The 21,256-nt window shown below is 50.5% G+C and carries 16 protein-coding genes and 6 pseudogenes; 8 read left to right on the forward strand and 14 right to left on the reverse strand.

Going from position 1 to position 21,256, the window contains the following annotated elements:
- Window positions 1-75 precede the first annotated feature (75 nt).
- Entirely contained in the window at window positions 76-306 is a 231-nt protein-coding gene (locus F4V61_RS02415) for a DUF2554 family protein (protein ID WP_079828640.1), read from the forward strand.
- On the opposite strand, the gene F4V61_RS02420 is transcribed toward F4V61_RS02415, so the two are convergent.
- Window positions 307-2,271: a peptidase U32 family protein gene (locus tag F4V61_RS02420; RefSeq protein ID WP_038395965.1), complete on the reverse strand. Its 1,965-nt coding sequence runs from the start codon at window positions 2,269-2,271 to the stop codon at window positions 307-309.
- Between the two features lie 78 nt (window positions 2,272-2,349).
- Window positions 2,350-2,775: pseudogene (locus F4V61_RS02425) on the reverse strand (helix-turn-helix domain-containing protein); the annotation flags it as partial.
- On the opposite strand from F4V61_RS02425, the pseudogene F4V61_RS02430 reads away from it, so the two are divergent.
- A pseudogene (locus tag F4V61_RS02430) lies at window positions 2,758-3,140 on the forward strand (benzoate/H(+) symporter BenE family transporter); the annotation flags it as partial. The pseudogenes F4V61_RS02425 and F4V61_RS02430 sit on opposite strands and share 18 nt — an antisense overlap.
- 65 nt (window positions 3,141-3,205) lie before the next feature.
- On the opposite strand, the gene F4V61_RS02435 reads toward F4V61_RS02430, so the two are convergent.
- The 3 genes from F4V61_RS02435 to tehA form a co-directional block, all read right to left on the reverse strand.
- Window positions 3,206-3,874, reverse strand: a complete 669-nt coding sequence (locus tag F4V61_RS02435; protein WP_079828620.1) for a DUF3313 domain-containing protein — start codon at window positions 3,872-3,874, stop codon at window positions 3,206-3,208.
- Window positions 3,875-4,029: 155 nt separating this feature from the next.
- On the reverse strand, window positions 4,030-4,626 hold the full coding sequence (tehB, locus tag F4V61_RS02440; RefSeq protein WP_038395963.1) for a tellurite resistance methyltransferase TehB: 597 nt from the start codon (window positions 4,624-4,626) through the stop codon (window positions 4,030-4,032).
- The gene (gene tehA, locus F4V61_RS02445; RefSeq protein ID WP_001243996.1) at window positions 4,613-5,626 is read right to left on the reverse strand and encodes a dicarboxylate transporter/tellurite-resistance protein TehA; all 1,014 of its coding nucleotides are present in this window, start codon (window positions 5,624-5,626) and stop codon (window positions 4,613-4,615) included. Before tehA ends, tehB begins: the two co-directional genes overlap by 14 nt.
- A gap of 106 nt (window positions 5,627-5,732) precedes the next feature.
- Between tehA and ydcK the strand changes: the two genes are divergently transcribed.
- Window positions 5,733-6,713 carry a YdcK family protein gene (gene ydcK, locus F4V61_RS02450; RefSeq protein ID WP_079828619.1) on the forward strand — a complete coding sequence of 327 codons (981 nt, stop codon included), beginning with the start codon at window positions 5,733-5,735 and terminating at the stop codon, window positions 6,711-6,713.
- On the opposite strand, the gene rimL is transcribed toward ydcK, so the two are convergent.
- Complete coding sequence (gene rimL, locus F4V61_RS02455) at window positions 6,710-7,249, reverse strand: 50S ribosomal protein L7/L12-serine acetyltransferase (RefSeq protein WP_058819631.1); 540 nt, start codon at window positions 7,247-7,249, stop codon at window positions 6,710-6,712. The two genes, ydcK and rimL, sit on opposite strands and share 4 nt — an antisense overlap.
- Before the next feature lie 217 nt (window positions 7,250-7,466).
- Between rimL and F4V61_RS22235 the strand changes: the two are divergent.
- The 3 genes and pseudogenes from F4V61_RS22235 to F4V61_RS02480 all read left to right on the forward strand — a co-directional run.
- Window positions 7,467-7,940, forward strand: a pseudogene (locus tag F4V61_RS22235) (M42 family metallopeptidase); the annotation flags it as partial.
- 20 nt (window positions 7,941-7,960) lie between these two features.
- Window positions 7,961-8,381 (forward strand): annotated as a pseudogene (locus F4V61_RS22240) (Hcp family type VI secretion system effector).
- 56 nt (window positions 8,382-8,437) lie between these two features.
- Window positions 8,438-8,710 (forward strand): hypothetical protein, encoded by a 273-nt coding sequence (locus tag F4V61_RS02480; RefSeq protein WP_038395960.1) that lies wholly within the window; start codon window positions 8,438-8,440, stop codon window positions 8,708-8,710.
- Between the two features lie 102 nt (window positions 8,711-8,812).
- Here the strand turns inward: F4V61_RS02480 and F4V61_RS02485 are convergent, their stop codons facing one another.
- From F4V61_RS02485 to hglS, 3 genes are all read right to left on the reverse strand, one after another.
- Window positions 8,813-10,468, reverse strand: coding sequence for a glucan biosynthesis protein D (locus F4V61_RS02485; RefSeq protein WP_024131883.1), 1,656 nt, complete (start codon window positions 10,466-10,468; stop codon window positions 8,813-8,815).
- Between the two features lie 219 nt (window positions 10,469-10,687).
- The gene (locus F4V61_RS02490) at window positions 10,688-12,196 is read right to left on the reverse strand and encodes a carboxylesterase/lipase family protein (protein WP_058819537.1); all 1,509 of its coding nucleotides are present in this window, start codon (window positions 12,194-12,196) and stop codon (window positions 10,688-10,690) included.
- 49 nt (window positions 12,197-12,245) lie between these two features.
- Window positions 12,246-13,589 carry a 2-oxoadipate dioxygenase/decarboxylase HglS gene (gene hglS / locus F4V61_RS02495; RefSeq protein ID WP_038395958.1) on the reverse strand — a complete coding sequence of 448 codons (1,344 nt, stop codon included), beginning with the start codon at window positions 13,587-13,589 and terminating at the stop codon, window positions 12,246-12,248.
- 305 nt (window positions 13,590-13,894) lie between these two features.
- Between hglS and F4V61_RS02500 the strand changes: the two genes are divergently transcribed.
- The gene (locus tag F4V61_RS02500; RefSeq protein ID WP_000414253.1) at window positions 13,895-14,818 is read left to right on the forward strand and encodes a LysR substrate-binding domain-containing protein; all 924 of its coding nucleotides are present in this window, start codon (window positions 13,895-13,897) and stop codon (window positions 14,816-14,818) included.
- A gap of 60 nt (window positions 14,819-14,878) precedes the next feature.
- Here F4V61_RS02500 and F4V61_RS02505 read toward each other — a convergent pair whose 3' ends face one another.
- From F4V61_RS02505 to F4V61_RS02515, 3 genes are all read right to left on the reverse strand, one after another.
- Window positions 14,879-16,504, reverse strand: coding sequence for a methyl-accepting chemotaxis protein (locus F4V61_RS02505; RefSeq protein ID WP_080161106.1), 1,626 nt, complete (start codon window positions 16,502-16,504; stop codon window positions 14,879-14,881).
- Window positions 16,505-16,673: 169 nt separating this feature from the next.
- Window positions 16,674-17,792, reverse strand: a complete 1,119-nt coding sequence (locus F4V61_RS02510) for an S-(hydroxymethyl)glutathione dehydrogenase/class III alcohol dehydrogenase (RefSeq protein WP_000842131.1) — start codon at window positions 17,790-17,792, stop codon at window positions 16,674-16,676.
- 31 nt (window positions 17,793-17,823) lie between these two features.
- Complete coding sequence (locus tag F4V61_RS02515) at window positions 17,824-18,099, reverse strand: metal/formaldehyde-sensitive transcriptional repressor (RefSeq protein ID WP_001120772.1); 276 nt, start codon at window positions 18,097-18,099, stop codon at window positions 17,824-17,826.
- 511 nt (window positions 18,100-18,610) lie between these two features.
- Between F4V61_RS02515 and F4V61_RS02520 the strand changes: the two are divergent.
- Window positions 18,611-18,760, forward strand: a pseudogene (locus F4V61_RS02520) (transposase domain-containing protein); the annotation flags it as partial.
- 1,129 nt (window positions 18,761-19,889) lie between these two features.
- Here the strand turns inward: F4V61_RS02520 and F4V61_RS22735 are convergent.
- Window positions 19,890-20,073 (reverse strand): annotated as a pseudogene (locus F4V61_RS22735) (IS3 family transposase); the annotation flags it as partial.
- A 406-nt stretch (window positions 20,074-20,479) separates the two neighbouring features.
- The gene (locus tag F4V61_RS02525) at window positions 20,480-21,196 is read right to left on the reverse strand and encodes a hypothetical protein (RefSeq protein WP_001278656.1); all 717 of its coding nucleotides are present in this window, start codon (window positions 21,194-21,196) and stop codon (window positions 20,480-20,482) included.
- Window positions 21,197-21,256: the final 60 nt, after the last annotated feature.

A 21,256-nucleotide genomic window follows, 5' to 3' on the forward strand; every position in this document is an offset into this window, starting at 1 on the left:
AATTTGAAGTGTCGAATAATAAATCAAAGGAATAATTGACATAATCTCCCCTCGACGTAACTGGAAGGTGGCATGATGTTTACAAAAGCGTTATCCGTAGTTTTACTGACCTGTGCGCTGTTTTCAGGTCAGTTACTGGCAAAACAGCAAGGCCATGAATTTGTATGGTTTGAGACAGGAGGACACCAGCTAAGACATGAAGCCGACAGCGATGAATTACGGGCGGCAGCAGAAGAGTCAGCGGAGGGTTTGCGCGAGCACCATAACTGGCAGAAATCGCGCAAGCCAGAGAGTTATTTCCGTTAATTAAACGCCCCTGCGCTTCGGCAGCGTTTTCATCAACGCTTCAGGGCTCACTGAAGCGACAACGCTGCCGGGCTGGGGCATTTTCAAAATGTAGTTTTTAATTTTGCCAATCACATGCATTTCGCATGGCCGACAGTCGAATTTTAGCGTCAGTACCTCATCACCATGCACCAACTGCATCGGCGTGGCTTTCCAGCTCTTAATATTTCCTTTCGCCTGTTTTGGACAAAGATTGAACGCAAAACGCAGGCAGTGCCTGGTAATCATGACCGGCACATCGCCCTTCTCCTGATGCGCTTCATAGGCTGCATCAATCAATTGTACGCCGTAACGGTGATAAAATTCCCGCGCTTTGTGATTGTACACATTAGCGAGAAAGCTGAGATGCGTTTGCGGATAGACCGGCGCAGGCTGCGCCACGGGTTTCCGGCGGCCTCGTTGATAACGGGCCAGACGCGCTGTATCAAGCATATCAATCGCCTCCCGACGGAACTGATTGAGCAGGCTGTTTGGCACGAACAACGCTGCCGGTAATGTCACCTGCACCTCACAAGCGTAGTAGATCGTCTGGCCCAGCTTCGCCAATCCGTCTTTGAGGTTATTTAACGCTTTTTCAGGGTTATTGGCTTCCTCAAACATCCCGTCAAGCGTGTGGGTGATGCTGATACCCTCTTCACTGGTCAACGTCAGGATAAGCTGTTCCTGCCAGCCGCCCAGCATGATATCAACCGCCACACGACGCTCGCTGGAGGTTTTTGTCAGCGCTTGTTGCCAGTTATGATCCAGATTACGATTCAGCGAATGATGCGGACGGACTTTATACAGGTCGGCAGGCATATCATTTGGCCAAACGCGGTAACGGTTATGACCGATTTTTTCCACAGTGTTGGCGCGGAACCCCACCACATCACGCTTAAGCAACACATTCAGGCCATCGCCATTCGCCAATGGTTCGGTGGCCTCCACATCGAGATAGTCTTTCGCCACATTCAGGACTTCGCCTACCGGTAAGCCTATAAATTTTGGTGAATCAAATGCGCCAATATCGCCTTTACGCGCGTTAACAAAATAGTCGGTGCTGCCGCGATGGAAGGTTTTCTCCGTGGAGGGAACAAAAAAGTGTTCGGTCCGGCCAGCCGACGCACGCGCCAGATCGCTACGTTGCTCAATAATCGCGTCCAGCATCTGGCGATAATGCGCGGTGATGTTTTTGACATAGCTCATGTCTTTATAGCGCCCTTCAATCTTGAAGGAACGTACACCTGCGTCAATCAACGCGCCGAGATTAGCGGTTTGATCGTTATCTTTCATTGACAGCAAATGTTTTTCGTAAGATACCACCCGCCCCTGATCGTCTTTCAATGTATACGGTAAGCGACAGGCTTGCGAGCAATCGCCCCGATTGGCGCTGCGCCCGGTTTGCGCATGAGAAATATAACACTGCCCTGAATAAGCAACACACAGCGCGCCATGAATGAAGAACTCAATCGTGGCGTCGGTAGCCTGATGAATAGCCGCTATCTGACTCAAATTAAGTTCGCGCGCCAGTACAATCTGTGAAAAACCGACATCGGCAAGAAACTTCGCTTTTTCCACGCTGCGAATATCGCACTGTGTACTGGCGTGAAGCTCTATCGGCGGAATATCCAGTTCCAGAATCCCCATATCCTGCACAATCAGCGCATCCACGCCGGTGTCGTACAAATCGGTAATTAACCGTTGCGCGGGCTCCAGCTCATCATCATGCAGGATGGTATTCAGAGTAACAAAAATCCTGGCGCCGTAGCGGTGGGCAAACGGTACCAGGTCGGCGATATCGCGCAGGCTGTTACTGGCATTATGCCGAGCGCCAAAACCAGGTCCGCCGATGTAGACGGCATCCGCGCCATGCAAAATCGCCTCGCGAGCGATTGCGGCGTCACGGGCCGGGCTTAACAGTTCAAGATAGTGAGGTTGCTGGCGCATACAGTCATTCTTATCCAATAGCAGCGAAATGGCGGCTATTGTAGTCAGAAGCGCAAACTAACGAAATAGTTTTCCCGCTTAATCACGTGGGTAAGGGATCAGCGAGTGAAAATGAACCGTCTGATCGCTGCTGTTGCGATAGGTATGTGCCTGATCGCCGGCAAAATGCAAACCTTTACCTGCGTCTATCGTTTGCCATATGCCGTCAGTACACATATCCAGCCGTCCCTGAATCACTACCACATGTTCGATAACGCCGGATTTATGCGGCGTCGATTCGCTGACCGCGCCAGGCGACAGCAATATAGAAAAATGGTCAAACCAGAGTTCAGGATCTCACGAAAACAGCGGCGTTATCACCATCGCTTGCTGCTGGGGATCAAAGGTCGGAGGAAATTCAGCCTGCGGAGGCGAAATAAACATTGAGAATGGAACGTTCAGACCCGTCGCAATTTTCCATAGAGTCGCAACCGTCGGACTGGATTCATTACGCTCTATCTGGTGACGATGGCATCGCAAAACGTGCCCGACGTCGCTACGATGAAGGCGTCGGGCTATCAGCTTCCTGCCTCTCCGTTAATGATTTTTACCGGGTTGCTGGCGCTGCTGCTTTCGCCATTTGGTGTCTATTCTATCTGCATTGCCGCTATTACCGACGACATCTGTCAAATCCCGGAGGCCCCCCCCCGAACCAAAGCATCGCTGGTTAGCAGCTACCGCCACAGGAGTTTTTTATTTACTTGCCGGACTGGCACTGTTAAGTACGATTAGCGGTAGTTTAATTTTAGGCGCTTACTCACGAAAGCGAGCGTGACGCGGCGGTTATCGCGTTTCTCGTCACCGCAAGCGGGCTAACGCTGATGGGCATCGTTGTCTGGCTGATGGCGGCGTTAATGTGTATGGATTTGCGCCATCTTACGATGGCGCCGCAGATTTATTTTTTGTTCACGTTAAACATGGTGGTATCCGTCGCCATGTCATCCACAACCTGTTTCAACGTCTCAAACGCCATCGGCGTGCTGGAGTTACTCAAATCTTCGCCTTCGCCCTGGCGCACTACCTTGATGACCGGCTTGTTGGTAGCGGCATCAATCAGCTCCCCCTCAAAATAGAGGTGGGTATCCATTGTCCTGTGGCCTGTCGCCATTTGCGTACCCGCCACAATCAGCGCCACAGGGATCACTTCATAGAATTGCAGCCCCTCTTTGCTGGTATCCACGCCTGTAATCGCCCCGCGGAAAATCAAACTGCGCGGCCCCGGGGTCGTGACCAGAGGTTTACGCTGTTCAACCGCTGATTTTACTTTAGTATTCGTATAAGCCAGCAGTTTATCAAGAACTTGCTGCCCGACCTGGGTCGTAGGTTTGGGGACGGGGTAATACGTTATCGGGTTATAAACAATACTGTCATAGTTAGAGTCATTGAACTTTGGATCTACCCAGCGCAACACCGGTTTTCCCGTGGGGGAGGTTGTTTCCTTCAGGTCCGAATAATTTTTTAAGAATCCAGAGTACTTATCCGGTTGTGTGACTTTGGACGCACAACCGGATAACGCCAACAAGCCAGTAAGCACTGCAACTTTAAATAAAGTATGAGCACGCATGTAACGATCCCTTTAGTCTTCATAATGATGCAAAGAAAATAATAGCAAAATGAAACCAGTTTGGATGAACTAAAAATGTTAACGACAGCACAACTTGAACGCGGTGCCCGACGAAAAAATGCCGAACACTGAGAGACTTACATGACTTGCATAGGTCAGATCGTTTTTCTCGCCAGCATCGTAGCAAAGCGCAGTTTGATACGGTTGCCGTTTTCGTCCGTGCGGTGAAGCTCGCCGACATCTTCGTTGTATTTCAGCATGTCCCACCCTTCGTAATAGCGGCGTAATTCGCCTTCTTTAAAAGCGAACGGGAATCCCACCGTACAGGGGAAATCCGGTGTATCCATTGCCGCGACGATCAAATTATACCCGCCGGGTTTTGTGCAGCGTTGCATATTGGCAATTAAACCGGGAATGGTTTGCGCCTCAAGAAACATCATAACCACCGTCGAGAGAATAAAATCGTACTCGCCGTCAAAGGTCAATGTATTCAGATCGACAAGGTCGGTTTGCAGATTATCCAGCCCTTCTGCCGCTTTAATACGCTCAAGGTTAGCCATACTGGCCGGATTTTTATCCCACGCGGTAACGTCATAACCGTTCGCGGCCAGATACAGACTATTGCGGCCATTGCCACATCCCAAATCCAGCGTTCGGCCCGGCGCGACAACCTTTGCCGCCGCCAGCACATCCGAATGCGTGCGGGTTAATCCGTATTTCTCAGTAAAGTAATTTTCGTCACGAACGGTCATTTTTTTCCTCCGTTTTCAACAGTGCAGCGCGCTCAGTGCGAATAAGCAACGTCCCCTGCACCAGCAATAGAAATGTACGAACCAGCAATAAGGCGATAATAGCGTTAGTGAAAATAAACAGCGGGACGGCCAGAATATGGAACAGCCCTGATTCACTACCGTGACCAAGATGTAACCCCGTGGTCGCCAGCGCGGAAACGCCGAACGAAAAACTCCAGAAAGAAGCATTAAACGGTTGTGATAAATACCAGGGCATTAATCGCAGCATAAATAAAAGCTGTAACAGACCGTAGCCGAATAGCATTTTCGCCAGCGTGTCGCCCTCCCCGCCATTGACGCTCAGCCAGGCGCTACAGGCGACCAGCGCGGGCGCCAGTTGGATACCCAGCGACGTACGCAGCACCGCCGGTAATTCGCCGCAGCTACGCAGTCGCTGCAAAATAACCGGTTCCAGACTTAACCACGAAAAAACGCCTGCGCCTAAAAACACCAGTCCGGCATCATTGTAACCGAGCGCTCCACAGGCCATGGCGCTGATAAAATTATTCGCTACTGTTGGCAGATAAAGCCCCGGGGTTGTCGCTTCTTCCGGATGCGCTCCGCGCCAAAGTCCCGCCGTCTGCCAGGCGGCATACGCCAGTTGTATGACGACCCCCACGCTGAATAGCGCAACGGCCAACGGGCGATACCAGGGAACGAAGCCGATCGCGACCAGCATCGTGGTGGCGGGAAACAGGCTGACAAAACTGCTCATTACCGGATGTCGCACTTCAGCCATCACGCTATGGGGAAAGCGCACCAGACGGCTAAGGAACGCCAGGGTCAAGAGTGCCCAAATAATCATCGCCAGGATCACCATGATGTCGCCGGGCCAGTGGCTTATTGCCCATATCTGGCTGGCATAACGCCAGGCGAATCCCATACCGATAGTGCCAAGGACGATGCCAAAATAGCCCGCAGGCAGATTGAGCACGCGATCGCTCTGCTTGTGATTACGCATTTTGTTTAATTTATAAAGTATATTTGAAATGCATTTTATGGAATTTCTGGTTGTTTTGCCAGTACCTTTGCTACGGTTATCTTAATCGTTCACACGGAATTTCCCTATGACCAAATATCGACTGAGTGAAGAACCTCGTGCTTTTACTTATCAGGTAGACGGTGAGAAGAAAAGCGTCTTATTACGACAAGTTATTGCCGTAACGGATTTTAACGATGTTAAAGCCGGAACCTCCGGCGGCTGGGTTGATGCCGATAATGTGCTGTCACAACAGGGGGATTGCTGGATTTATGATGAAAACGCGATGGCCTTTGCGGGCACGGAAATTACGGGTAATGCGCGTATCACGCAGCCGTGCACGCTCTACAATAACGTGCGAATAGGCGATAACGTCTGGATTGATCGCGCTGATATCAGCGATGGCGCACGGATAAGTGACAATGTCACTATTCAGTCCTCTTCCGTGCGCGGAGAGTGTGCGATTTATGGCGATGCCCGCGTGTTAAACCAGTCAGAAATTCTCGCCGTTCAGGGACTAACGCATGAACATGCGCAGATTTTACAAATTTACGATCGCGCCACCGTGAGCCATTCGCGGATTGTTCATCAGGTACAGCTTTATGGCGACGCCACTATCACACACGCTTTTATTGAGCACCGGGCGGAGGTCTTTGATTTCGCGCTCATCGAAGGCAACAAAGACAATAATGTCTGGATCTGTGACTGCGCCAAAGTCTATGGCCATGCGCGGGTTATCGCCGGCACAAAGGAAGATGCGATCCCTACCCTTCGCTACAGCTCGCAGGTAGCGGAACATGCGTTAATCGAAGGCAACTGTGTGTTAAAACATCATGTGCTGGTAGGCGGACATGCTGAGGTACGCGGAGGCCCGATTTTACTGGACGACCGCGTGCTGATTGAAGGCCATGCCTGTATACAGGGCGAAATTCTGATTGAGCGCCAGGTCGAGATTAGCGGACGGGCGGCGGTGATAGCGTTTGACGGCAATACTATTCACCTGCGCGGCCCAAAAGTGATTAATGGCGAGGATCGTATTACGCGTACCCCCTTAGTCGGTTCCCTTTAAACCGTATCCATAATGCGGGCATACATATTAACGTCGTGATAGACGCCGTTAAGATACTCAGCCTGTTTCATACAGCCTTCCAGCGTAAAATGGTTGCGCCGTGCGACCGCATTACTGGCATGATTATCGACCCGACATTTAATGACGAAGCGCCGAATATCGCCGCGCCGGGCATAATGTGTCATCAACGCCTGTAATGATTGCGATATCACCCCCTGCCCTTGTAGAGACTCATCCAGCCAGTAACCGATATACGCAGTTTTGTTTAGCGGCTCGATTACATTAAATGAAAGCACGCCCGCCAGTTCATCCTGGCAGAAAATCAGATACATTTTGGCGTAGCCACGCTGGTGCAACAGCATATTACCCTGGACATATTTACACGTTTCGTCCTGCGACGTGACATATTGCGGCCAGTCGAGCGACTGCTGTAGCCATGCTTTGTTTTTAAGTACCAGTTGGTGCAGCGCCGGAACATGACTTTCATCTGCCGCTCGCAGTTTCAGCGTAGCGTTAACAGGAATAATTTCCGCCATCATATTGCCCTTCTTCGTTGTTGGTCGTGATCACATAAATAGCCTGGTTTACCGATAACCCGCAGGAGACATGAGCGTTTATATTGTATCGCCATCACATTATTTTTTATTGGTCATATTTAGCGCATTTTCGCGTGACCCATTTCACACTTATCCAACCATTCTCCGCCTCTAAAACGCTCAACGACTGATTGTTTTATCACCCATGGAGACGCAAATGATCTTTTCTGCGCAGGAAACGCTTTTTTCATTGCTGCGGCTAAACGGGATTTCAGGACATGAAAGCAGCATTGCAGATGTTATGCAGCGCGCGTTTGAACGACAAGCCAAAGACGTCTGGCGGGATCGCTCAGGCAACCTCGTCGCCTGTTATGGCAGCGACAAACCTGACGCTCTTCGCCTGATAATTTTTTGCGCATATGGATGAAGTCGGTTTTATGGTACGCAAGATCGATCCCTCCGGTTTTTTACGTTTTGAACGCGTGGGCGGCCCGATCTGTCGATAGGGATTGATATCACCCCATCCTGCGACACGCCTGACCTGCAGGATTACTCGGATGTGCTGGTCAACCACGGCGTCGGCATCACCTGCCTGAACTATCACGGACGCGGTACGCTGGCAGGGCTTATTACGCCGCCGCGTTTGCTGCGGATGCTGGAGATGACTGCGCACGAAAATAGTATTCCCGTTCACCATCCTCACCGAATTCCATCAGGTACGGGCGCAACCGCGCTGGTAACATCGAGTTAAAATCATTCTCTCACGGTGTCACTATTCCGGTTGACCCGAGCTGGGGAAACTTACAGGTACGCGCGTACACCGCCCTATAACGATAGTGAAAGAATTTGATCAGACAACACCACTTCTGTATCGCGCGTCTGCGAAGGCCGGACTATGAAGAAAGCGACAATCAAGATGTACCGTATTCTGGAATCGGGCATCGAGGCCGAGTATTTCAATATCATTCTGGAAAACGTCAAATTCACAACGGTCGCACCATTCCTCTCTCCTAACGGTATGAGTAGTACTCACCTTGAAACGCTTGAATTGCGTTATGAAGCAATTACCTGGAAGTATACGGAGGGTAATATTATCTATCGTGATTCATGGAACGATCGTTGTTGTGCCTGATGGCGAGGAGTACCAAAGGAGGCAATTGCCTCCTTTGGCTCTAACGAGGAGATATAATGATCGACTTAACTGCAGAACAGCGACAGTTGGCGAAAATAGTTCATGATTATGCCTGCCGGTTCCCTCTGACAGAAAATGGCGATGCTCAGTTATTACAGGGCTGTTATGACTATATGGATGCTTTTAAGCGGGTAATGGACAGCGCTTCAAAAGTCCAGATGGACTACATTTGCCTGCAATACCCTGGATATTTTCGCTTTGCAAAATGGATGGAAAGGCTGGCACAAGGCATTGCAGATGGAGTCATTGAAGTGCCGAAAGATCACTAAAAACCTCGTGCCGGAAATTTCGGCGGTTCCGGCGTAGAACCCCATGTCAGGACAATTTCTTGGACCTGTACCGCCTTTGTGGCGGTACAGAAGGCAAGCGGCTTAACGCATGATGCGATCGTCGACATAACGACGCTTATCCGGCGCGGGCGGGAAGTACTGATACAGCCAGGTTTCGCTGACAGCCTTACCCTGACAGCGCAGGAACATACGCATATCCACCGGCGCCGCTGAATCAGAGGTCGGATACCAGTCAAACTGGATACGATAACCGTCGAAAGGCTCGACGTAGAGGATCTCTATCTGTTTCGCCTCGCCGCTTGAGAGCGTAATCACCGGCTCAATGCCCTTCGGCGCGGCCGCTTTCAGATCGCCGCCAACAAAGTCAATAGCAAAACGGCGCGCCCACTTATCCGGGTAATGCTCGCCCGGCGCCCAGCCTTCCGGGAAACCGCCCATCCCTGTACGGGTCGCCATTACCCGCGCAAGCGGCGATTGTACCGGCGGCTGCGCGCTCCAGTACAAGCGGTAGGCGAACGCCAGCGTATCCCCGGCTTTGACCGCTTTTTCCGGCTGCCAGAAGCACACTACATTATCCAGAGTTTCGCCCGTGGTTGGGATCTCCATCAGGCCAACTGCCCCTTTTCCCCACTTACTACGCGGCTCCACCCACAGACTCGGACGTTTATTGTACCAGCCCATAACATCCTGATAGTGCGAAAAGTCGCGATCGAGTTGTAGCAGGCCGAACCCTTTCGGGTTGTCGTCCATGTATGCATTGAACTGCAATTTTTGCGGATTATTTAGCGGGCGGCAGATCCACTCGCCGTTGCCCCGCCACATCGCCAGCCGATCGGAATCGTGAATTTGCGGGTGAATGGTGTCGCAAACCCGACGTTCATTATTTCCGCAGCTAAACATACTGGTCATCGGCGCAATACCGAGTTGCTTAATGTCTTTACGGGCGTAGAGATGGTTTTCTACATCCATGATAACCTGCGATTTTTCACAATGGATCACGAATTTGTACGCGCCCGTCACGCTGGCGCTATCCAGCAGAGCGTAAACGGTAAACGTGGTGTCGCCAGGCTTCACGGTGTCAAACCAGAATGCGGTGAAATCGGGGAACTCTTCCTGACCATCAGTATAGGTATCTATCGCTAGTCCGCGAGCCGACAGACCATACTGATAAGTATCATCTACCGCCCGGAAATAACTGGCACCCAGGAAAGAGACAATATCGCGCCGCGCCAGTTCCGGCGCTTTAAAGACACGGAAACCGGCGAAACCGAGATCGGTCTGCCCTTCCAGTTGCGCCGTATCGACGCCGGCATCGTTGTATTTAAACAGTTCCGGGCGAAAGTGAATCTCGCGAGCAAGATGAGTTGTCGTATCAACGGAAAACATACGTACTCGACGGCGAAACCCCATTCCTACGTGGAAAAACTGTATATCGAGCTGTCGATTGGCAACGTTGTTCCAGAGAGAATACGCCGCGTCATACTGGATACTGTTATATGCCTGCGGCGTCAGATTGGCGAGCGTATCCGGCAACGGTCTCGGCGCGCCGTCCCAGGGTTTTTTCGCTAACGCCTGGGCCATTGATTGCAGACCAGGAAAATCAAAACGGACAATTTTACCATCCGCAATATCAGATTCCGCCGCAAACGCCGCCTGGGAAAAGAGTGAAGCAATACCGCTGGAACCGCACACGGCGGCCATTGCCATTGAACCTTTAATAAATCGTCTACGATTCATATCTGAAAATGAGTCCTTCTGGTCTTGTGAATGGTCCCGCGCTGGTTTTTTCAGCAGCAAGAGAGTGCCCGTTTTTGACCGCTCACTCTAGACAAAATTCATTAATAATCCAATTGTTGAGCGCCTGGAAACTGCGCAAAAACGTAAATATTTTATGTCGATAAGAACCGACCGAATCAAATGTAAACATCACGCGGCACTCTTCAGGTTATGAAAAGTTTACTCCAGGCTAACGTGATGTTTCATGACCCGTTTAAACAGCGCCAGACGCGTGCGCATAAAGCGGTTTTCCACTTTAAAACCGGCAAGCTTGTTCAGTCCAATCCGCAACAAACGATCCCGCCCCCGTATGCTGGCGGGCCAGCAAACCGGGCCGTGCAGCATGTCGCAATTTCGGCTGGCATGGCGAGCGAAGTTTACCCAGTAATCCGCCACCTTCAAGGCAAAGGCCAGGTCATTCTCATTCACATAATGGCATGTGGGTTCAGTCTGCATTAACGTATCGAACACATACGGTATTTCATTACCATGCCAGGCGCCGTTAGCGTAGGTGTCACGCTCTGCTTCGGCGACATAATCAAACCAGTAACGCCAGCACGGCTCGCCAATCCGCTGCTGTGCCTGCATAACGACGTAGCCCAACGTGGTAAATGCCATATCCCGACAAACTAGCCGCCCTAGCGCTTCGTCGCCTTTCACGCCATTATAAAGCAGCCGGATTAACCCCAGCCCAACGCGCCGCTCGCGCCGCAGCTTTTGAATTTGACCGGCGATATCAATGCCGAAAACCGCCAACACACTAGCTTCATCGCTATTCGAACCGACTATCACCGGCATCGGATGCTGTTGAGCCGCAAAGAAAGTCTCCAGCATCGGCTGCGGCAACACGGCGTCGCCGGAAATCGGCGTCGGCGCAATTTTAAAGGGCGCGTCTAGCGGCCAAAACGTCCCTGCCGGTAGAGCGCGTAGCTGTTCGGCTGTGGCGTTGGTTAAGCCAACATGTTCCGCCAGCGCAACGCCATTTTTGAGCGCCGCCTCGCGGGGCGTATCCGGCAGCGTATAACCACTCTGAATAATTGCTTTATGAAAAAGCCCCTTCGCTAACGGAGAGGCCATCAAAGACAGCACGCTGCGAGCGCCGGCGGATTCGCCAAAGAGCGTCACATTCTGCGTATCGCCGCCAAACGCGGCAATATTGTCCTGCACCCAACGCAGCGCAGCGATTTGATCGAGTAAAGCGAAATTATGAATACATTCCGCCTCTTCGCCTTCCAGCGCCGGATGCGCAAAAAAGCCCAGATGACCAAGCCGATAATTGACCGTTACCACGATCGCGCCGCGATTAGCCAGCGCATGACCGTCATAGGGCGGCAGACTCCCCGCGCCAATGGTGTAACCGCCGCCATGTAGCCACACCATTACCGGCAACGGTTCATGACGTATGGCAGGAGCCCAGACGTTCAGATAGAGGCAATCTTCAGAAAAATTTCCCGGATCGCCGCCACCGAACTCGCGACACCTGGTAATATCCTGCCAGCTGGCGCAGGAGAAACAATCCGCCAGGCGCACATCCTGCCAGGGCGTAACGGGCTGCGGCGCACGCCAGCGTAGCTCTCCTGTTGGCGGCGCGGCATAGGGTATACCGCGCCAGATATGGATGTCTTCCTGTACAACGCCCACGATTTTACCATGACGCGTTGCTACCAACGGGATGGAGGGGTTTAACATAACGCCTTCCTTTTTACAGCATCCTCATAACCCGTGAAGCTTACCGTTTTTAAAGCAGACCGCAACGTCGTTTACTGCGTTCTTCTGCTTCGCGATATAACGAAAATTCATCCAGCACCGAACATCCCAGCGCCTGTTCAAAAGCGTCACGACTGGCATTGCCGTGGCTTCTGACCTGCGTTTCATTTCCTAGATTCGACTGGAAAATGCCGGCAGCGCTGACCGGTAGAAAATCTTCATAAGTAATTGGTTGCGCGATCACCCAACCGCGCTCAATAAGCGGCTGCGGATCATCGCCAGGATGAATCGCCTGACGATGCGCCTCACCGGAAGGCGTTAAACGATAGCGGAACCATGCAAGCCCCTGCTGACGGAGCAGAAATTCGCTATCCGGAAAGGCGTTAAAGGCCTCCTGTAAATGGAGTTGATGCGTGAAGTTATCCTTACCCGTTCCCGCCTTTTGCAACAATTCGTCATATAACCGACGGCCTTTTGGCGTCAACGCGACGCCGCGTTGCTCAATTTCGCCGAAGCGCGCCGTGTGCGTACCCTGTTTTTCTCCAACGAAGAACACCTGCTCTTCCAGGGCCTTGAAACTGGTTTGGCGCAGCAGAACGGGCACGTCACGACGTGGCGGGCCCTCAATGAGAATTTTAGGCGTAATACCGTACTCCGGCATCATAGCCTGTACCCGGTCGATATCCAGAGTACGTGGCGTCAGATGGTTAATGTGGCATCCTGCAAAACAGACCACGTCGGCAATTAAACGATGCTCACGATGCAGAGCGAGGTACGTTTCTTCATCAACGGTAGCCTGCCGATGCCAGCGAAAAGTCTCCAGCGTTTCACGGACAAACTCTTCGGCCTGCGCCGGATTGAAACCGCCCTGTGTATCGTACTCATCCAACAATTGTCGACAGCGCGACGTAAAAATATCCCGCTGCGATAATATTTCCGCCGCCCGTTGGCGTAATGCCGCGTCTTCAATGAGCTCCAGGCGTAATAGCGAAGTGAACACGCGGAAGGGATTACGTGAAAGCGAAGCGTCATCAATGGGACGAAATGCCGTGGAGTGCACCGGCACGCCCGCCTGAGAGAGATCATAATAGCTCACCGGGTACATTCCCATGATGGCGAATATCCGACGTAAGGTAGAAAGTTCCTCTGCGGTGCCAACGCGAATGGCGCCATGTCGCTCCACATTCAGCCGAGCCAGTTCATCGGCATTAGCCAACTGCTCATGCAATTTGGGACTATTTTCCAGCACTGCCAGATTCACGTCAGCCACAAGTTCCAGTAACGTACCGTACTGTGGAACTTCCTGCTGGTACATTGCCGACATTGCCTGCGAAAAGTGTTCCCGAATCTCATCTGCCGTGATGGTGTTCGCCATAATGTCATGTCTCCAGTGAATGTTACCTGGAGTGTAGAAAACCCCGCCCATTCTGGGTAGAAGAATTTACAAATTGTGATCCCGCCTGAATTCATGGTTGCAGAACGAATTAACGCAACCCGGCGTATCCCCCGGAGCGCAACGTACCAGGTCATGGCTTAGCACACTTTACGGCAGTTGAATCATCAGCAAAATAAAACAGTTGTGACTTGTAATGGCAAAATGTTAATAATATTTTGCTATCAAGTTATCAAAAACAAACAACTTCACTTGTCACTCGCACGGCTCTGTTTTTAACATCGCTTATGGAAAAAAATGGTCTGTTTAGTCAGCGCATTCGGTTGCGCCACCTTCATACGTTTGTCGCTGTTGCGCAACAGGGAACGCTGGGGCGCGCGGCTGAAACCCTTAACCTGAGCCAGCCAGCCCTTTCGAAGACGCTGAACGAACTGGAGCAACTCACCGGAACCCGTCTGTTTGAACGTGGGCGACTGGGCGCGCAATTAACGGTTCCTGGCGAACAATTTTTGACCCATGCGGTAAAAGTATTAGATGCGTTGAATACCGCCGGGCAGGCGCTGAATCGCAAAGAGGACGCCAGCGCCGATGTGGTGCGTATTGGCGCGCTCCCCACCGCTGCGCTGGGTATTCTCCCGGCGGTAATTGGGCGGTTCCATCAACAGCAAAAATCGACCTCGTTACAGGTCGCCACCATGAACAATACGATGTTGCTTGCTGGCCTGAAGTCAGGCGAAATCGATCTGGGTATTGGCCGCCTGTCAGACCCGGAATTAATGAGCGGATTGAATTACGAACTGCTATTTTTTGAGTCGCTTAAATTAGTTGTGCGCCCCGGCCATCCCCTGTTACAAGAGACCATCACGCTTAGTCGGGTCATGGAGTGGCCTGTGGTCGTCTCGCCAAAAGGCACAGTGCCGCGCCAGAATGCGGAAGCCCTATTGCAAAGCCAGGGGTGTGAAATGCCTACCGGGTGTACCGAAACGCTATCCGCATCGTTATCACGTCAATTGACCGTAGATTACGATTACGTCTGGTTCGTTCCCTCTGGCGCGGTTAAAGAAGATCTTCGCCATGCGACGCTGGTCTCGTTACCCGTGCCAACCCAGGACGCAGGCGAGCCGATAGGTATTCTTACGCGAGTTGATATCCCGCTCTCAACCGGGGCGCAAACGCTGATTGCGGCGATTCGTAAATCAATGCCGCTGTGATGGCGGCCGCCGGATAATAAACGCGCCCGCGGCTAAAATAGTCCGATGGCGCTACGCTCATTAAAGGAAGGTCGAATGCGTTGCCGTGCCAGTATTCTGTAAACGAAACGCGTCGACGGCCTGCGTCAAGCGGGCGGCCTGTTCTTCAAGAGAAACCGCCGCCGCTGACGCTTCTTCTACCAGCGACGCGTTTTGCTGGGTGACCTTGTCCATCTCAGAAATCGCCTGACTGACCTGGACAATGCCGCGGCTTTGTTCATCAGAGGCTGCCGCTATATCGAGCATAATATCGGTGACGCGTTTGACGGCATCCACAATCTCATTCATGGTGCTCCCCGCAGCGATAACCTCTTCAGAACCCTGTTCAATCAGACTGACCGATTCGCCGATCAAGCCTTCAATCTCTTTTGCCGCCTGCGCGCTGCGACTGGCGAGGGTACGAACCTCACTGGCGACCACCGCAAAACCGCGTCCTTGCTCCCCGGCGCGTGCCGCCTCGACCGCCGCGTTCAGCGCCAGAATGTTGGTCTGGAAAGCGATACTGTTAATGACAGCGGTAATTTCCGAGATTTTTTTCGAGCTGGTGGAAATATTCCCCATCGTTTGTACGACCCCGGAAACCATCTGGCCTCCGCGACTGGCTTTACCGGAAGCATCTTCCGCCAGTTTGCTGGCGTGATGCGCATTATCCGCATTCTGCTTAACGGTTGCCGTCAACTGTTCCATACTGGCCGCGGTCTGTTCAATGGCGGCAGCCTGCTCTTCAGTGCGAGAAGATAAATCTGTGTTACCGACGGTAATTTCGCTGGTGCCGCGATAAATTTCCTCTGCTCCCTGACGCACCGTCCCTACCGTTTGCTGCAACGCATACTGCATCTGCTGAAGATGAAGGCTCAGGCGACCAATTTCACTGCGTCCTGCGGGCTCGTCAGCCATGGTCAAATCGCCCGCCGCAATGCGTTCGATACGTGATGCGGCCCGCTGTAATGGTTGGATCACCGTATGACGCAGCACTATAAAGGTCATTAACGTCAACACCAGCGCTAACGTAAACGCGCCAATCATAACCATCATACCAAGCCGGGTACGCTGGTACGCCTGCTCGCTAAGCAGCCTCGCCCGCTCGGTGCGCAGTTTAATAGCCTTGAGCAGGACATGGTTATAGGCGGCATCCAACTGTTTCGCCTGCTCGTTTTCATGATTAATGATCGCTTCGAACATGCCATTTTTGGCAAATTTCAGCATCGTTTGTAGTCCGTTGATATAGGCGGTGTAGCAAGTATTCAGCTCGTTATCCAACGCGTCATCAGCGGGTGTTTTCACCGCCCTGGACATATAAGCGTTAAAGCCATCCTGAGATTGCTTAATCCACGTTTCCGCAGCGGCAATATTGGCTTTCATTTCATCCATTTCAGCAATCCGACTCGCCGCGCCAGCGTGGATCATATTGATACGTGCGGTACGTAAGTGGTTAGCGCTATTAGATAATCCCATTCGTACCTGAATCTCGTCCGTGACATCACGCTGATCGCGATCGGCCTGTAACAGAAAATAGCCTGCCAGCCCGGCGCTCAAAGCAAAAAGAAGAAGGATGCCACCGAGAATGGAGGAAAACAGCGGAACCAGCCGAATATGATGCAGGAAGCCCAGTTTATGCGAGGCTTGCATCGAGAATGTGTTGCCCATGACCGTCGACTCTCTTATAGGTTTAATGCGTAAAAACACGCCCGTTAGATAGTCATCGGCACTTCGTGACGTTTGCTTATCGCGAAAAGCATCGCCTTCGTCACATTTTCACAACATTCATTCCAGAAAATTCAGAAAAGCGCCAGCGGAACATCCGCTGGCGGATACATCATTTATCGCCAAAGTGGATAACGGTACGGATGGATTTTCCCTGATGCATCAGTTCAAAGGCATCGTTAATCTGCTCCAACGGCAGACGATGAGTAATAAAAGGATCTAAACGGATGTTACCGTTCATCGCATCTTCGACCATCCCTGGCAACTGTGTACGCCCTTTCACGCCGCCGAATGCGGAACCACGCCAGACGCGCCCCGTCACTAACTGAAAGGGACGGGTTTTAATTTCCTGCCCCGCGCCCGCTACGCCAATAACAATGCTTTCACCCCAGCCTTTATGGCAGCATTCCAGCGCTGCGCGCATCACGTTAACGTTGCCGATACATTCAAAACTGAAGTCTACGCCGCCATCAGTTAGTTCAACAATAACGTCCTGAATCGGTTTGTCATAATCATTCGGGTTAATAAAGTCTGTTGCCCCCATTTCACCCGCCAGCGTAAATTTTTCCGGATTCGTATCGACCGCTAAAATACGCCCTGCTTTAGCCTGAACCGCGCCCTGAATAACCGCCAGCCCAATGCCGCCTAAACCAAAGACGGCAACGGTATCGCCGGCTTTTACTTTAGCGGTGTTATGTACGGCGCCAATGCCGGTCGTCACGCCACAGCCCAGCAGACACACTTTATCCAGCGGCGCCTGCGGATTAACTTTCGCCAGAGAAATTTCCGCACAAACGGTATATTCGCTGAACGTACTGGTCCCCATATAGTGATATACAGGCTCGCCATTATAAGAAAAGCGGGTAGTACCATCAGGCATTAACCCTTTTCCCTGAGTGGCGCGTACGGCCTGACAAAGATTGGTTTTACCGGATTTACAAAATTTACACTCGCCGCACTCCGCCGTATACAATGGAATAACATGGTCGCCAGGTTTCAGGCTGGTTACACCCTCGCCGACCTCGACAACCACGCCGCCGCCTTCGTGACCCAGTACCGCCGGGAATACGCCTTCCGGGTCATCGCCAGAAAGCGTAAATGCATCGGTATGGCAAACGCCCGTATGGGTGATTTTGACCAGGACTTCACCTTTTTTCGGCGGCGCTACGTCAATCTCGACAATTTTTAGTGGCTTACCGGGAGCAAAAGCAACTGCTGCACGTGATTTCATATGTCTCTTCCTGTTACGGTGAGGGGAATTGTTATTTTAGATAAGCGCGAAGGAGATGGCCGATTTCCGCCATCCGAACAGCGCGCTGATCTGGCGTGGTTTCCCCGCTGACTAACTCATCTTTCAGGTGGATTTCGACCATTTCGCTCATTAGGCCATTAGACGCGCCGCGCACGGCGGCAATCTGTTGCAGAATCGCCAGACAAGATTCGCCGGACTCAAGCGCCCGCTCCAGCGCTTCGACCTGACCGCGTATACGTCGAACACGGGTAAGAATACGTTTTTTGTCTTCAGGTGAATGCGGCATACGCCCTCCATATACTATAGAGGGGTATGGTATCATATTTTTCTATGTAATTAGAAAATAGTTCTCGCTACCGCTATTAATAGTAATGATATTAATACTCTGTCGGGCTGTCTGGGTTAAGTAAAGGGTGTATTACGCTCTATAGTCAGAGCGACTTTACAATTCTGACATCGGTTTTAGTTCGAACAAGAGGGCAGCACCCAGTAAACTATATGATTGCTCATGGAGTTATGCGGTTTTACCGACATAAAGACGGGACTTCTGGCGCTTCTGTGGTGTCTAATGGTATCACTTTCATTAGTATTTTGTGCCGCCCGACACTTAATACGCTATGGCTGCGTACTTTGAAATATATGGCGACGAACTGATTATGGATTTCGTTTTGTACGTTTTTTCAGTTTAGCCATATTCATTTCGTCAATTCTCAGTTTAGCTTTGAATTTTCTTATACGGAAAAGATAATGAAGGCCAATTAGGCTGTAATGTCGATCAGTTAAGGATCGGCTGACCGATCCAGTGGCAGTGTAACCCACTGACTTCTCTGGGCGACTACCTCGACCCGGAACTGATTTCCCGCTGTCTGGCCGAAGCCGGTACCGTCACCCTGCGCAAACGGCATCTACCGCTGGAAATGATGGTCTGGTGTAATGTCGGCATAGCGCCTTAACGTAAGGAACACCTTTTTCAGGCCGCCGAAAATAAACGTCAAAGCTACTTTTTCATGCTGATGATGTGCATACAGAGTTAATGCTGGGTGAAATCAGCCATGCCAACAGGGATAAACTGTCGGCGTAGCGGGCCTATGGAATAACGTTAAGTCGGTTGATATCGCAATCTCCCCGGATAACGTTAACTGGCCTGTTTGCCAGAAAGGAGGCCGGTCAGTGTTTGAAGGGAGATTTTATTTGACAGTACATGCGCTCACTCTCATATGAATTAATTTTCACAGGATGTAAAATATCATGCTGCTTATTATTTTTATATAAAGTAAATAGTTACTCAATAGTTTTTATTTACTCTCCCGTCGATAATAAATAACGTTTATTATCTGTATTAAAGGATATTTTAATAGTAAAGATGGGATGGTTATCAATTAATCATCGGTAGTGATGTGATTATTTTAATTTGAACTAAATCCGAGGTAATAATTAATGCCTATTTCAATTAGTAGACATGGTGCACCTTTTGTTGTTCAACATGATAATTCTATTAGATCTGGTGCAAGTCACTCATCATCACTTTCAAAAGCAATCTGTCATAGCAGCAACTCTTACGATTCTTACGATTCTTACGATTCTTACGATAAAATAAAGTTTATAAGTTGCTATGGTGCAAACGGGGGCTGTTTCTCCAATGCACAGATGTTAGCAAATACCTCAGGGAGGCCTGTCACAGGGTACTATGGGAGAGTAAATAAGTTAACAGCCAATCTGGATTTTACTGGTCGTACATTCTACCCACAAGATAAGACTATTGCCCGTATTTGTTCTGCGGGTAATCGGATTCTGAGCTGGCCAGTTAAAGCGTTGGTCTACTTGAGAGGTCTGCTAACCCATAACGCGGATGATAATCTCTGGTAAACAACATAATTAACTACCGTCGGTAGTGTTATTTCCCGGCAGGCAAAGTGCTCACCGTGGCCCCATTCCACCTTCGGTGAGTGGAAGATACTTCCACGCATGCATTATGGGGTAGTTACCTTTCGCGCTCATGCTGCCCCGCTGATGATGCCGTTTCAGCAATGCCTGATAATCTGCTATCGCCACGGTCGGTATGAACGATAACATTTAGCGTTGTTTTCCCTGATGAAAAGCGGTACTGACGGCAGCATCGCAGAGCAGGCGAAATTGCTGCCGCGCATTCACCCGTAAACGGCGGTTACGCCAGGCGTACCAGCCGCTACAGGCAACCCGGAGCATCGGCTCATCGCCTGGATACTGAACTCTCGATAAAGACATACTTCATTTCAGGCGCTTAGCGAAGTATGACGTGGCCTTTTGCAGGAGCCCTCACCGCACCATCCACTCCAGTTATAGACGTCTGCTCATCGTAGCAGCGGTGTCAGAGTTCACGGGCCAGTTCCTTCATAGTCCGGCACTGACTGTTTTCTGGAAGGATCCGTTGTGCTCAAGTCTTTCTTCTCTCCCGGGGCGCATGATGAAGAGAACATCGGCCTCCCCCACAGATGGTGGCACCATTTCCGGCGCAATGACCGTGAACCGGACAGGCTTTCTCACATTTCGTGGCAGGTCAGCAATTATTATCGAGGAGGCCTACAGAGAAAATAAAAGCACTTCAATTTATCTGAAAAGATATGAATAATATAACTGCCATAAAGTAGAGGCCTGGCCCCTCAGTTCTATCGCAGACAAGCATTTTATTAAAGTCTAACCTTCACCAGAGCAATTTCATAAGAGTGCCCATCTTCTGGTCTAAAGATAATAAATCTGTTATTATCTTTAGTAAACGATTTTGATAAAACAAAACTATCATGATATCTGGCCAATACGTAATACCAGCCGCCATCGTATAATATCATTTCATACTCTTTTTTTAATTGCGGTTTATATAGACCAACAAAAAAAGAAAACAACCAAAAGTATATGATAAAACCAACCATAATTATGGTGAAACAATGTTTTCGCACCCAACTTAGTTGAGTAAAGCAAATTACAGGCATTAGTTTACTATAAAATCGTATCCCCACAGATAAGAATAAGGCCACCAGTAAAACCACGAAAAAAAGCTCCCACAAAAATGAGTTTGTTAAGATAGAGAATTCGATAACAATTGGAATGAAAAACGAAATCGCTGCCAAAAAAAGACGTAAGAAGCTAAGGTTGTTAATATGTGCTTTTTGCTTTACTACGAAAAACAACAAAATACCAACCCCCCACGCCACTATAAATATTGCCATCAGGCTGATGGCGTGAAATAAACTTCGGGCAATGTTGTCGGGGCCAACACCTACATACCACCACGGAAAACCATAGTATGCGGAGACCCCCCAACCATAAAAATAGGCGCTCCCCCACCCCAAACCGCCTAAATACGCCAAAAGCATTGAAGAGTTTTTAATAATCGAATCATCACTCATTATAGTTAACCCACTTTAAAATTTACTATAAGATAGAAATCAAAAGGTTATGTAAAACAC

Source organism: Salmonella enterica subsp. arizonae, from assembly GCF_008692845.1.
Classification (GTDB): domain Bacteria; phylum Pseudomonadota; class Gammaproteobacteria; order Enterobacterales; family Enterobacteriaceae; genus Salmonella; species Salmonella arizonae.